Origin of the sequence: Humisphaera borealis, assembly GCF_015169395.1 — a bacterium.
Lineage (GTDB): Bacteria > Planctomycetota > Phycisphaerae > Tepidisphaerales > Tepidisphaeraceae > Humisphaera > Humisphaera borealis.
The window spans coordinates 3113237-3126081 of the sequence record NZ_CP063458.1 but is presented as its reverse complement, the minus strand read 5'-3'; the positions used below and the strand labels follow the sequence as shown (position 1 = coordinate 3126081).

The 12845-nt window shown below is 63.8% G+C and carries 8 protein-coding genes; 4 read left to right on the top strand and 4 right to left on the bottom strand.

The features are described 5' to 3' along the window. Positions 1–191: 191 nt before the first annotated feature. From purQ to IPV69_RS11605, 4 genes are all read right to left on the bottom strand, one after another. Positions 192–1013, bottom strand: coding sequence for a phosphoribosylformylglycinamidine synthase I (gene purQ, locus IPV69_RS11620; protein ID WP_206295276.1), 822 nt, complete (start codon positions 1011–1013; stop codon positions 192–194). A 147-nt stretch (positions 1014–1160) separates the two neighbouring features. Then, a complete protein-coding gene (locus tag IPV69_RS11615; protein WP_206295275.1) occupies positions 1161–4130 on the bottom strand; it encodes an MASE1 domain-containing protein in 2970 nt (989 codons plus the stop codon). A 109-nt stretch (positions 4131–4239) separates the two neighbouring features. After that, positions 4240–6180, bottom strand: coding sequence for a sensor histidine kinase (locus tag IPV69_RS11610; RefSeq protein WP_206295274.1), 1941 nt, complete (start codon positions 6178–6180; stop codon positions 4240–4242). 71 nt (positions 6181–6251) lie between these two features. Then, the gene (locus IPV69_RS11605; RefSeq protein WP_206295273.1) at positions 6252–7058 is read right to left on the bottom strand and encodes a response regulator; all 807 of its coding nucleotides are present in this window, start codon (positions 7056–7058) and stop codon (positions 6252–6254) included. Between the two features lie 375 nt (positions 7059–7433). On the opposite strand from IPV69_RS11605, the gene IPV69_RS11600 reads away from it, so the two are divergent. The 4 genes from IPV69_RS11600 to IPV69_RS11585 all read left to right on the top strand — a co-directional run bounded on the left by IPV69_RS11600 (position 7434) and on the right by IPV69_RS11585 (position 12836). After that, a complete protein-coding gene (locus IPV69_RS11600; protein ID WP_206295272.1) occupies positions 7434–9560 on the top strand; it encodes a DUF1588 domain-containing protein in 2127 nt (708 codons plus the stop codon). 74 nt (positions 9561–9634) lie between these two features. After that, complete coding sequence (locus IPV69_RS11595) at positions 9635–11011, top strand: DUF1552 domain-containing protein (protein ID WP_206295271.1); 1377 nt, start codon at positions 9635–9637, stop codon at positions 11009–11011. 50 nt (positions 11012–11061) lie between these two features. Further along, a complete protein-coding gene (locus IPV69_RS11590; RefSeq protein WP_206295270.1) occupies positions 11062–11622 on the top strand; it encodes a cob(I)yrinic acid a,c-diamide adenosyltransferase in 561 nt (186 codons plus the stop codon). Positions 11623–11780: 158 nt separating this feature from the next. Further along, a complete protein-coding gene (locus IPV69_RS11585) occupies positions 11781–12836 on the top strand; it encodes a prenyltransferase/squalene oxidase repeat-containing protein (RefSeq protein WP_206295269.1) in 1056 nt (351 codons plus the stop codon). Positions 12837–12845 lie beyond the last annotated feature (9 nt).

The window sequence follows — 12845 nt, the reverse complement described above, 5'->3', positions numbered from 1 at the left end:
CGGCGAGACCAAGTCGACCTGCAACTAACGACGATCCGGACAACGCGAAGGCGCGAAGACACGAAGCAAACGAGAAGGGGACACGAAGCAACCGAAAGCAACACGCTCCCGTGTTCGCCGCCGAATTGGATTTTCCTTCGCGCCTTCGCGTTCTCTTCGTCTACCTGCGGGCGTGATTCCGACAAACGGTGCTAAACCCCTGCGCCTACGCCGGACTTGGCGTACTGCACGGCGTTCTTGAAAACGCGCAGCCCGATTCCTGCTTCCGGAGGCGGGGTCTGACGCGTCCAGGCGTAGTGCTGGAATGGACTCACATATCGCTCCGGGTGGGGCATCAGGCCGAACACCAGTCCGGTCGCATCGCAAACGCCGGCGATGTCGTCCGTGCTCCCGTTGGGATTGGCCGGTGCCGCTCCGCCGGCCGGCGATCCATCGGCTTTGGCATAGACCAGCGCGATCTGCTCGTTGGCATGGAGCGCCTGCCGGACCGACTCGTCCGCCGGCACGAACTTGCCTTCCCCGTGGGCGATGGGTAGCTCAAAACTGGCCGGAAGGTCCTGCGTCCAGATGCACCGGCTCTTGCGCGGCGCGAGACTGATCCACCGGTCGATGAACCGCCCGCAGTCGTTATGGGCCAGCGTCGCGGTTTGTCCGGTACGAATGCTCGATCCCTGTCCGCCAATATCACCCGGCAGCAGATCGGTCTTCACCAGCACCTGGAACCCGTTGCAGATGCCGATGATCGGCTTTCCCGCGGCGATGAAGTCGCGCAGCACGTCGCGAAGGTGATGACTGATCTGGTTCGCCAGGATCTTGCCGGCGGCGATGTCGTCGCCATAGCTGAATCCGCCGGGGAACGCGAGGATCTGAAACCCTTCGATCAGGCCCGGTTCTGCGAGCAGGCGATTGATATGGATGGCTTCGGTGGTCGCGCCTGCCAGTTCGAAGGCGTGGGCGGTTTCCTTGTCACAGTTGGTGCCGGCGGTTCGGAGGATCAGCGTGCGGGGCTTCATCCGACCGATTGTAAACCGTCGTCGCTGTGTGGGGTAGCGGCGTGGCGTGGCGAATGCCAACTCGCCGCCGTGGTTGCTCGGGCGGGTTCTGTCGGCCGGCGAACAGCCCGCGATGCGACTTCCAGACGCTGCGTTACCCGCGTTCGATCAGACGGATACTTCCTGACCGATGATCCGACGGATCGTACGCTCAAGTTGCTCGACGTTGATGGGCTTGGTGAGATGAGCCGCGAAGCCGGCCGCTATCCCTTCCCTGACGTCCTCCTCCATTCCATAGCCGGAAAGGGCGATTGCCTTGGTCGGCCGATCTGCCGACATCTGACGCATCAGCTCGTAGCCAGTTCCGTCCGGAAGTCCCAGATCGCTGATGACCAGGTCAAAGGCATGACGCCGGCTCAGGTCAATCGCCTCGGCAACGGTATGGGCCATCTGAACCTGATATCCGAACGTCCGCAGCAGTCGCCGCATAACCAGCGCGGTGTCCTTGTGGTCTTCGACCAGCAGGATGCTGGGGTTCTCCGGGGAGTGCGGGGCGACGACATCGGACGCTTCAATCGGTGTTGAAGGCGTCGCGGTAATTGCCGGGGCGGCGCACTTGAGGGTGAGTGTGAAAGTGGCGCCGCGTCCCTTCCCGTCGCTCTGGGCGGTAAGCGTCCCGCCGTGCATCTCAGCGAGCACCTTGCTGATCGCCAGGCCTAGCCCGAGGCCGCCGAACTGTCGGGTGACGCCGGCGCCACCCTGCTCGAACGCGTCGAAGATTCGGCCGATCAATTCGGGCTCGATTCCTGTGCCGTTATCGCGGACTTCGACCGCGACTTCTCCATCCGGCCGGTCATAGGTTCGCACCGCCACCGATCCACCGACGGGCGTGAATTTGACGGCGTTCTTCAGAAGGTTCCAGAACACCTGTTGCAGGCGTGCGCTGTCGCCGTTGATCCGGCACCGAGCCGCCTCGGGCGAGAATGTGAGCGAGATCTGTTTCTCGGCTGCGTCCGCGTCGACCGTTCGGACCGCGTGTTGAAGTTCCGCGTGAACATCCACGGGGGCCAATTGAAGCTCCAGCTTTCCGCGGGCGATTCGGCTCAGATCCAGCATATCGTCGATCAGCCGACACTCGAGATCGACATTTCGGCGGATCATCGTCAGGTCGCTGAGGAACTCGGGAGGGAGCACATCGGCGCGACGTTCCCAGATCGAAACCGCCATTCGGACCGGTGCAAGCGGCGTCCGCAATTCGTGGCTGAGCACGGCCAGGAACTGGTCCTTGGCGGCATTGGCCGATTCGGCGGCATTCTTGGCCCGGGCGAGTTCTTCGGCCGTCGACCATGCCGTCGTAACGTCGCGAACGATGACAAGAACTGTCTGCGTCTGTCCGGTGAGCGCCGGCTCGCTGACGATCCGGGATTCCAGCCGTCGCTGTTCACCGCCGGGCATGTCGAATGCAAACGACAGGTGCTGCGGTTCTCCGGTTTCGAATGCAGCGTTCAACGCCCCATCCCATCGGTCACAAAGCGCGCCGGGCATACCCAATTCGCGATTCGTCCGGCCAATGTGCGATTCCGGCGGCATGCCGGTCATTCGCTCGATCGCTGCACTGACGAACACATGCCGGAGGGACCGATCGAAGCGGGCGATGACATCTGGAATGTTGTCGGTGATGCTTTGCAGTTCCGCCTTGGCCAGGCGCATTCTGTTTTCGCTTTCACGCAGTGCGGTCTCCGAGCGCTTTTGTTCGGTCACGTCCATCGCGGTACCGATCAGCTGTCTGACTTTCCCCGCCTCGTCGCGCAGGAAGACGGCGTCGCGGTTGTTGAACCAATGCCAGTTTCCCGAGGTGTCGCGCATGCGCATCTCGAAGTCGGCAACTTCGCCGTCGGCTAGCTGGCGCACCCGCGCAAGATGCTTTTCGAAGCGTGGAAGATCGTCGGGATGCATCAGGCTCGGGACGATCTGGGAGCCCATCGCTGCGATATCGGCCGGCTCATAGCCGAGAAGCATGCCGACGGTGCGATTGATAAAAACGCTGCGGTTTTCCTGGAGGTCGAACACGTGCAGGACGCCGGGCATGATCTCGGTGACTCGTTCGAGGAAGTGTTCGCGCTCGCGCAGCCTCGCCTCGCTGTCACGCAGGGTTGCCGTTCGCTCGAGGACGCGATTTTCCAGTTCGTTGTTAGCCGCTTTCAGGGTTGAAAGCGCCATTTGGTGCTGGCGGGAGATCGCCGCGACGACCAGGGCCGACAACGCCGAAATGACCAGGAATAGCTGCAGCATCACCTGCTTGTGCCGTAGTGATTCCGGATCGCCGGCGAACTGGCTTACGCCGGCGACCGTGAACCCCGTTGTTATGGCGGCCAGAATCACGAGCGTGACGACCGCACCCTTGAACTCGAATCTCACGGCGGCCCAGAGCAGGGGCGGCATGATGATGTACGCGAAGGGGAGTTGATGGCTTACCGCAAGAATCGCGACGCCGATCAGCACCAGCCCAAGGACGGATGCCTCTATCGTCCGGGCCTTGGACAGTGCCGCCCTCTCACGCCAGTTCTGCAGTAAGACCAGCGCCAGCGGCGTGACGATCAATACACCTGTCGCGTCGCCGATCCATAGCAATAGCCAGGCCGATGTGAACGACTGTCCCTCCACCCAGGCGAGCGTTGCGCCGCCGATGGTGGCCGTCACGACCGGGGCCACGCCGGCGGCGAGCGCGACCAGCGTCAGCACTTCGCGCAGCGTCTCGAGTCGTGGAGGCCCCTTGCTGAACCGGCGCATCAGTGCGGCGCCGGTGATGGCCTCGAGCGCATTGCCCAGGCAGAACAATGTCGCGACAGCCACGGTGTTATGAAACCAGAGCAGGTTGCCTGCCGTCTCGGCCAGCACTGCCGCGCTGATCCACCAGGGCCAGGTCCGCCGCGGAGCGAGGATGAGCGTGGCGATATACAGACCGCTCGCCGGCCAGATAGATATTCCGGTGCCGGGAACGATCGCGACCAGCTTCGTGAACCCGGCCGCTGAAACGTACGCCAGAAAAAAGAGGCCGAGCAGTCCGAGGGAGGGTCGTGACAGAAGTTCGCTGCGACGCTCGCAGCGATCATTCAGGGAAACAGGATGCGGCGGCATATCGGCACAGTTCTAGTGCAAATGATTGCGGCGGTCACTGGCAAAACTGGTGCGTGGCGGCGAATTCGAATCGAGCATGTTCCGCCTCTTCAGCGACTGGTCGCGGCAGTCAGGCCATCGCCTCTTCGGAATGGACTTCGGCTTCCACCTGCGGAATGGTGCAGGTAACGGTGGTGCCTTCGCCGAGGGTGGACTCGATCTCGACAATGCCGCCCAACGCCGCCAGGGCGTGCTTGACGATCGCCAGTCCCAGGCCGGTGCCGCGACCGGCGCTGCCACTGCGGGCGGAATCGACCTGGTAGAACCGCTCGAAGACGCGGTCGAGGTGTTCCGGCGGGATGCCGATCCCGGTGTCGGCGACAGACAGGATCACGGGCGCCTCGCCGCCGTCAACGGCGGGTCCCTCGTATAGCGACATCGTGACCGAGCCGCCGGCGGGGGTGAACTTGACGGCGTTCTCCACGAGATTCTTCACGATCAGGCCGAGCAGTCGTTCGTCGCAGAGGAACTCTTGCGGCGTGATTCGTTCCGGGTTGTCGCGCTCGCCGAGCCGCAGCTCGACCAGTTTCTGCCGCGCCATCGGCCCGAGCGACGAGCGGACATGGGCGAAGACGTCGGCGGTCTTGAGGCGCTTGACGATCGGCTTGAGGTTGGGATTTTCGACCCGCGACAGGTCCAGCAGGTCGCCGAGCATCTCTTCGAGCCGCTTGAGATGGCCGTCGATGATGCTCATGCAGCGCTCGGTCTGGGTGGCGTCGTCGCCGTAGACTTCGCGGAGGGTTTCGAAGGCGATCTTGATGGCGGCGATGGGGGTTCGCAGCTCGTGGCTGGCATTGGCGACGAAGTCGGTCTTCATCTGGACGGCCGACGCCAGCGCGGTCACGTCGCGGAGCACCAGCAGCACGCCGCCGCCGACGGTTCGCTTGGCGACGGCCTGGAAGGTGAGGTACTGGGCGTCGCGGTTCAGTCGGATGACACGAGTCAGCGGGGGACTGTCGCCGTCGCCGTTGGTCGGTGCGAGCATGGCCTGCACCCGGTCGACCAGCTGGAGGACGGCGTCATCGCTGACCACGTGCACGATGTTCTGGCCCAGGGCCTGTCCGCGCGACACGGCCAGTAGCCGGGCGGCGGGGAGGTTGATCAGGATGACCTTGCCGTCGGCGGCGGTCAGGAGGACCGGATCGGGCAGGGTGTCGACCAGGGCCTGCAGGTCGGCGCGCTGGTCGTGAAGATCGGAGAGTTGTTGTTGTGCGTGAGAAGCCACGAGATTCAACCGGGTACTGAAGAACTGAAGTTGTTCGGCTCCACGGGGCTGTGCCCGGGCATTCCAATCGCCGGCGGCCAACAGGTCGGCGGTTCGGACCAGGTCCTGTGTCGGTCCGATCCACCGTCGCTGCAGGATGAACGACAGCAGCCCGACGGCCAGCAGCGCCGCCACCACGCCGCCCCCGACGACCTGCCAGCCGGGAACCGATAACTGATTCCAGGATCGCTCGGGAAAACTGGCCCTGACGACCACCCCATCCGGGCGGGAAGGATCGAGCAGCTCTGCCACGTAGATCGATTCCTGCTCCATCGTCGCGCTATGCCGCTGGATGCTGGCGACTTCACCCTTTCTCGCGGACACCACCTCGGGTCGGTAGTTGTGATTGTCCATCGTGGAGGCGTCATGGTCGGTGTCGAAGAACACCATGCCATTGCCCCCGATCAGGGTGATTCGGAAGTCGACGATACGGGCGGCGTCGCGAAGGCGCTGGCGGGTGGCCGGCGTGATTTCGTCGGTCTGGGCACCCGCGACCGCAGACGCGACCCACTCCTTGATCAAAGGGGTCAACCGACGCAGGTGGTCCAGCTGCTGCGACCGGACTGCCCGTTGCCCGGAGACATAAATGACACCGCCACAGACCGCTACAATCATCGCCAGCAGTATCGCGAAGATCACGATGAGGCGGGCAAAGAAGGGGCGGGGCTTCATATCGATCATCGTAACGCGAAGCGATCGGGCGTGCTCGGCCTCGGCAGACCTGCCATCCGCATGGGCCGATGTCATTTCAAGCTGCTGGCGCCGCGCGTGACGACCGCGGCCGCATCACTCGCGTAGCCCGGACAAGACGGCGCCGTTCAGGGCGCGGTCTCGTCCTGTGTTTCCTGAAGCCGATAGCCCACGCCGCGCACCGTGTGAATCAGCCATTGCGACTCGCCGAGCTTTTTGCGGATCGCCGTGATGTGCACGTCGATCGCCCGGTCGGTGACGAACACGTCGGTGCCCATCGCCTTGTCCATCAGCTGGTCGCGCGTCAGAACGCGGCCGCGGGCGGCGACCAGCGCCGTCAGCAGTCGGAACTCGGTCAGCGTCAGACGGACGGGTTCGTTGTCGATCAGCACTTCGTGTTTGGCGGTGTCGATCGTGAGCGGGCCGGCCTTGAGCATGCCGCCGGACTCCATCGGCGTGCTGCCGGTGCCCTGTTCGACGCGGCGGAGCACCGTCGTCAGCCGGGCCAGCAGGATCTTCATGCTGAACGGCTTGGTCACGTAATCGTCGGCGCCCAGCGTCAGGCCGACGACGACGTCGGTCTCCTCGGCCTTGGCGGTCAGCATAATGATCGGGATGAACTGTGTGCGGCTGTCTCCCTTGAGACGTCGGGCGACTTCCGTCCCGTCGATGCCCGGGAGCATCAGGTCGAGGATGATCAGGTCCGGCGTCTCGCGCATTGCGATGTCGATCGCGTCGGTGCCGGTCTCGGCGACGAGTGCGTCGTAGCCGTTGCGCCGGAGGTTGTACGCGATCATCTCGACGAGATCCTTCTCGTCGTCGACGACCAGAATGCGCTTCTTGGTCTTGCGCGCTCCCGGGGCGGCGGCGTCGTTGATCGACTCCGGCACGCGCGTGCCGGGATTGGCACCGGCGACTGGTTCGGGAGGGGTCATGCGTGTGGAATCCGGTCGGGCCACCGGAACGACGCCACGGTGCGTGACACCGTTGAGCGACCGAGGCGGCCGATACATGTAGGTTCCGGGACGTCGAGGCGATACCGTCTGTGAGGGCGGGGTCGCAATGCTCATAGTGGAGGTATCCTATCAGCCGCCTGCAAGGATCAAGCGGTTTAACGAAGCCTTAACCAGAGGAAAGGTCGCGGCTTCAAAGCAATTATTCGATAGACAGGGTGTCCGGCGGCTTTCACGAAAGCCGATGTCAGGTCTCTCACCCCGATGGAACTGCTGTATGCAGTTGGAGATAGGTTTAACGATGTGGAGCGTGTGATGCGTCGCCTACTCACAGTTCTGACCATACTTATGGCTCCGATGGCGGCTGTCGCACAGTCCGATAAGGCGGGCACCACGATTTCCTTGGACCCCTATGAGACGCTCATTCGCCCATTCATGACCGCGCATTGCGTGAAATGTCATAACGCAGAAAAGAACAAGGGGGAGGTTCGGTTGGACAACCTGTCGGTGACGGGCCCCGGCGGTACGGCAAGGTGGGCCGCGGTCCGTGATCAGATTCGCGACGGTCTGATGCCCCCGCCCAAGGAACCTCGGCCCGATACCGTCACGGCCCGGCGGGTGGTCGCGTGGGCGTCGGCTTTGGTGGGTACCGAGCCCAGCCGTTTGCCCAACCAGGGCAACCTGGTGCCCCACGAACTGCTCTTTGGCAGCCCCGCGAAGCCGGGCGAGCCCCCGGCGGCGAGAATCTGGCGTCTCAGCCCTGACGCCTACATGAATCTCACCAATGCCTGGTTCAAAGACGCTCCCGGCGTAAGCCAGCCATTTACACTCACCGACGACCGGGGCATCCGCGACTACGCCGGCCTGTACAAGACCGACGAAGCAAGCACCGAGATTCTGGTCCGCAATGCCATTGCGATTGTTGAAGCGCAGACCACGCAGCAGTTCGTCGTCCCCCAGCGGTTCGACAAGAAGAACAACGTGCAGCCGCCGCCGCAGATCGTTGCGAACAAGAATGCGGTGAAGGACTTCCTGGCGATCGTGGACCCGGCCGCTCCGCCGACGCCGCCGCAACTGGAGAGGGCGATCGCCACGCAGTTTCGCATGGCGCTGGGCCGCGTCCCGACCGCCGCCGAGACGACGACCTACCTTGAGTTCTACGACAGGTGCCTCAAGACCGGCGATTCGCCTTCGGCGGCGCGCACCATGCTCCAGGCGATTCTCCTCAAGTCGGACGTGATCTTCCGGCAGGAACTGGGAAGCAGCGTCTCTGAACGCGACGGCCGGCGAATGCTCGTCCCGATGGAACTGGCCAGGGCGATCAGCCTGACACTGGGCGAGAAGCTGGACGGCACACTGGTGCGGGCGGCCGAGAAGGGACAGCTTTCCACGCGAGAACAGGTGGAGGGGCACGTTCGGCGGATGCTTGCCGAGGGCAAGTCGAATACCAGTCGCGTGCCGCTCTTTTTCCGCGAGTACTTTGAGTACCACCGCGCACCTGATGTCTTCAAGGACAAGCCGAAGGATGCCGTTTACCTTCCGGCGGTGTATGTGAAGGATACCGATCTGCTGGTCGCGTACGTGCTCCAGCAGGACAAGGATGTCTTTCGCGCCCTGCTCACCACGCCACTGACCTATTACAACGCCCGCATCAGCAACGACAACAAGGAGCGGACGAACCGGGTCTACATCGCCGAGAAGAACCAGCCGCAGCCGGACAAGAAGACCGGCATACGTCCGATGCACGTGGAAGAGATTTACGGCTTCACCGGCGGTTGGTCGGACCAGCAGCCGGCCCCGATGCCGGATGAGACACGCATTGGCGTCCTGATGCAGCCGAGCTGGCTGGCGGCCTGGAGCACGAATTTCGACAACGACCCGGTCCGCCGCGGGCGCTGGGTTCGGGAACGACTATTGGGCGGGACCGTGCCCGATCTGCCGATCGGTGTTGCGGCGCAGGTGCCTGATGAGCCGCACCACACCTTCCGCGAACGATTACGCGTTACCCGCGCCGAGGGATGCTGGAAGTGCCATCAGAAGATGGACGAGCTCGGATTGCCGTTCGAGAACTTCGATCATTACGGCCGGTTCCGGACGAGCGAGTCGGTGCTCGACACCGAAGCCACGGCGAAAAACATGGACAAAAAGGGAGAGCCTCTCGGCCCCGTCCTTCGCCAGGCGGCACTGGTGACCACCGGGACGATCGCCGACAGCGGCGACCCGGCGTTGGACGGTCCGGTGCGCGACCCGCGCGACATGCTCCGCCGGATTGCCGGCTCCGAACGCCCCCGCCAGGTTTTCGTCCGGCACGCGTTCCGCTTTTTCATGGGACGCAACGAATCGCTCGCCGACGCCTACGTACTTCAGCAGGCCGATCAGGCTTATCTAAGCAGTGGCGGCAGCTTCAAGGCACTGGTGACGTCGCTCCTGACCAGCGACGCGTTTCTGTACCGCGCCGTCGAAGCGAAGCCGGCGCCGCGTTGAGTTCACGGTGTCGAACATCAACGGACCGATTGCGGGATCTGACGACGAAACATCCTCGACTGCGAGATTCGATCATGACGCACCGAAACACTTCACGCCGTGACATTCTCAAGGGTTTTGGCCTTGGCGTAGGCGCGAGTCTTCTGTCGCCGATGCTTAACCAGATCATGGCCGCGTCGGCCGGCAAGCCTGCGCCACGGCGTGTCGTTTTTGTCACGCAGTCCAACGGCATGAACCCCGACCATGTCCGGCCGGTGGGCGTGGCAAAGACCTATCGCGACCGGCATCCGACCAACGACCGGCTGATCGAGACCTCGATCGTCGACAAACAGCTTCATGAGGCGATCGAACCGCTGACGCCCTTCCGCGATCGCATGACGCTGCTCCAGGGTCTTTCCGGCCGCATCGGGATCAGCGATCACTCCGCCAACTACGGCGCGCTGGGCGCCTGCCCCGGCAACAAGGGCCCACTCTGGCAGACCATCGATCATGCCGTCGCGGCGGCCATCCCCGGGGTGGTTCCGCACGTTGCGATCGGGGTCGGTGCCAATCCCGGCGTGCTGATGAACTACCGTCTCAGCGTGTCCGGTCCGGGGCAGGCCTGCCCGATCGTCTGTTCGCCGGAACTGGCGTTCAAATCCCTCTTCGGTGCCGTTGCCGACGGCGCGGACGCCAAGGCGTTCGACCAGAAGTCCAACCTGCTGGATTTCATGGCCGGGGACGTCAAGCGGGCCCAGGCAACGCTCGTCGGCGACGAGCGCCAGAAGCTCGACGGCTACCTCGCCGCTTTCGAGAGCCTTCACAAGCGCCAGCGTGAGATCGCAGACATGCGAGGCAAGCTGAAGGAGCATGCCCCGGCACTGGGCGCAGAGCGGCTCCGACCGTCGGCGTCGAGCCTCATCCTCGAGTCGCAGTTTGAAATCGGTGCCGCCGCGTTGATTGCCGGCCTCACCAATGTCCTGCTCCTCACCAGCGGCGGCGGGGGGCAGGGCTTCGGCGAGTTCCCCGAGCTTGGCGTCCCCGAACTGCACGGCATCGGGCACGGCAGTGCCCAGAACGGGAGGTCTGCCGCGCAGTGCTTCGTCGATCTCCGCCGGTTTCACACGGGCCTGATCGCAGGGCTGGCGAAGAAGCTTGACGCGATCCGCGAAGGTGACGGCACCATGCTCGACAACACCGTCATCGTCTACCTCAGCGACTCCGGCGAACAGCACCACCCGAGCCTCTACGAGTGGCCGGTCGTTCTGATTGGCGGATTGGGCGGCAAACTCCGCACCGCCGGGCGGTTTCTCGAACTGCCCGGCTACGGTCAGAAGGAACACCGTACGCTCGCCAACCTCTACTGCACCCTGCTGCATGCGGTCGGCAAGCCCGTGGATAAGTTTGGCGTTCCCGACGCGATGCTGAGGGAGACCGACCAAACCGGCCCCATCGCTACATTGCTCGCGTAGCCCGCCCGGCATTGGTCCTTCAGTCCCCGCGGTACTACCATGGCCGTGGAATGAAGATCTACACCAAGACAGGCGACGACGGCACGACCGGTTTGCTAGGCGGATCGCGGGTTCGCAAGTGCGATGCCCGGATCGAATGCTACGGCACCGTCGACGAGCTGAACGCATCGATCGGCCTGGCTTTGGTGGCAATCGAATCGACGCCCCAACTGGCCGACCGCGTCGAGCCCCTCCGACAGGTGCAGTACGACCTGTTCAACGTCGGTTCCCACTTGGCCTCCCCCGACGACAGCCCCTACAAGGCGAATCTGCCGGTCTTGGACGACACGATGATCAACCGGCTCGAGATGCAGATCGATGCCGGAGAAACCGAACTCCCGCCACTCCGCAACTTCATCCTACCCGGCGGAACGGAGGCGTCGGCCCGCCTGCACCTGGCCCGCACGATCTGCCGCCGCGCCGAAAGGCTGCTGGTCGACTTTTCCCTCGACCGCCCGGTCCCTGAAGTGGTGCTCACCTACGTCAATCGACTGAGCGACTGGCTCTTCGTCCAGGCAAGGCTATGCAACCATCGCGTCGGCGTGGCTGATGTGCCCTGGAGGAGCCGATGACTCTGAAGGGCGCTGTGAACGAAGAGTGCCGAATGAAGAACGTAGAACTGGCGGATGATGTCCGTGCGTCTTCTCCGCTGTCGATTCCTGGTTCAACCTGCTTCAGTCTTCATTCTTCATTCCGAGCGTTTCTCGATCGTCGCTACTCAGTGCTTGCTTTGCTGGTTCTCCTGTTTGCCGTTCCTGCCCGGGGCGATCGTCCTGTTCCGCCGAAGCTCGATGATGCAGTCGAACGCGCGCTCGCGTACCTCGCCAAGCAGCAGCGGGACGACGGCTGGTTCGATCACCAGCAGCGACCGGAAGGCAAGGACGGCGACCAGTCGCGCAATCGCCGGGCGATCACAGGGCTGACGACGCTGGCATTCCTGTCGGCGGGACATACGCCGGACTCGCGCAGCGCCCGCGACGCCGGGCGATATGGCCCGGTGGTCGGCAAGGCACTGGATGCAATGGTGAACGCCGTCCCCGAGGACGGCTACATCGGCAAGCTCGACGAGAAGCCGATGTACACGCAGGCGATCGTCACGCTCGCCGTCGCCCAGGCGTATGGTGTGGAGCCGCGGGCGGACCGACGCCTTAAGACGCATGCGGTGCTCACAAAGCTCGTCGAGGTGATCGTCGCCGCCCAGGCCGTAAAGAAGGAACCCGCGTTCGCAGGCGGTTGGCGATACAACCGCGACGCCCCCGACAGCGACCTTTCATTGTCTGGATGGAACGCACTGGCCCTTCGCGCCGCACAGGATGCGGGCATCAAGGTGCCGCCGACGGCGATCAAGGCGGCCGCCGATTTTGTCGCCCGGTGTTATCAGAAGGAACAGCGCGGCTTCGCGTATCAGCCCGGCGGCGCGGTGCAGGCTGGGACCACATCGACCGGCGTGCTTTGTCTCTACCTGCTCGATCAGAACGTCCGCCCCGAAGCCGCCGATGCTGCCGGAACGCTGCCCAGTCGAATGAAGGGTGAAAAGCCATTCGGCGAGTACCCCTGCTACGGCATGTTCTACCTCACCCAGGCCGCCGCCCAGGCGAGCGACGACGTCTGGACCTCCGCCGCCAAACCCATCCTGGACAAGCTGGTCAAGGCGCAAGAAGGTGACGGCGGCTGGCCGGCAAACTGGCCTGCCGAGTCGAGCGAGCCGGGGCGGGTGTATCGCACCGCGATGGCGACGCTGGCGCTGACGGTGCCGTACCGGGTGTTGCCGATTTATCAGAGGTGACAGACAAGC